The 1,158-nt window shown below is 67.4% G+C and carries 2 protein-coding genes; both read right to left on the minus strand.

Going from position 1 to position 1,158, the window contains the following annotated elements; translation table 11 throughout:
- On the minus strand, window positions 1-323 hold a 323-nt coding region (locus tag ACFWUY_RS41845; protein WP_384122380.1), incomplete at its 3' end, for a GTPase.
- A 140-nt stretch (window positions 324-463) separates the two neighbouring features.
- The coding region (locus ACFWUY_RS41850; protein ID WP_384122383.1) for a zinc-binding alcohol dehydrogenase family protein at window positions 464-1,158 on the minus strand (695 nt) is incomplete at its 5' end.

Below are 1,158 nucleotides of genomic sequence, written 5' to 3' on the forward strand. Positions count from 1 at the left end.
GCGAACACTCGAACGACCTGGCAGATCGCGTCGGCCTCGCGGATGTTGGCGAGGAACTTGTTGCCCAGGCCAGCGCCCTCGGAGGCGCCCTTGACGATGCCGGCGATGTCGACGAAGGACACCGTCGCGGGCAGGATGCGCTCGGACCCGAAGATCTCGGCGAGCTTGTTCAGCCGCGGATCGGGCAGCTCGACCACGCCGACATTGGGCTCGATGGTCGCGAAGGGGTAGTTCGCGGCCAGCACGTCGTTCTTGGTCAGCGCGTGGAACAGCGTCGACTTTCCGACGTTGGGCAGGCCGACGATTCCGAGGGTAAGGCTCACGAGAAGAGAAGTCTACGCGGCACTCACCGCACCACACTCGGCGCCCGGCGCCCGAACTGGCCAATTGATCACCATGCTCTGGTGCAGGCTCGCTCTCGGGCGATACTCGCGTGAGTACATGGTGATCAATTGTCCAATGTTCAGGGGACCAGGACTACTTTGCCCAGGTTGGCGCGTTGCTCGATGACTGCGTGGGCGGCTGCGGCGTCGTCGAGGGCGAACTCGGCGTGCACGACCGGGTGCAGTAGGCCGGAGGCGTAGTACTGCCAGACTTCCTGGCGCAGGTCCTCGTAGCGGGCGGGGTCGCGCTGGGCGAGACGGCCGATGCGGAAACCGGTGAGGGATTTGCCGCCCGCCAGGAGATCTTCGGTGTCGATGAGGCCGCCGCCGGTGCCGTAGGTGACCGCGCGACCACCTTCGGCGAGACCCGAGAGAGTGCCACCGAGACCGGTGCCGCCGACGCCGTCGAGGGCGTAGTCGGCCTGCTTGCCGCAGTGCAGCTGGTCGTAGGTGAACACCTCGTCGGCGCCGAGTTCGCGCACGAAATCGATCTTGGACTCGTCGGAGACCGCACCGACCACCCAGCTCGCGCCACGCACCCGGGCCAGCTGCACCGCGAGGTGCCCGACACCACCCGCGGCGGCGGTGACCAGCGCGGTTTCACCTTCACGCGGGGCGGCGGTGTCGAGTGCACCGAGCGCGACGAGGCCACTGCGCATCAGGGCGACGGCGTCGACAGCCGAAGCGCCGTCGGGGATGGCCGAGACCTGGTCGACCGCGAGGACTACATACTCGGCGTAGGCATCAGCGGTACACAACCCGACGACGCGATATC

This window comes from Streptomyces sp. NPDC058664 (assembly GCF_042716635.1).
GTDB lineage: Bacteria > Actinomycetota > Actinomycetes > Streptomycetales > Streptomycetaceae > Streptomyces.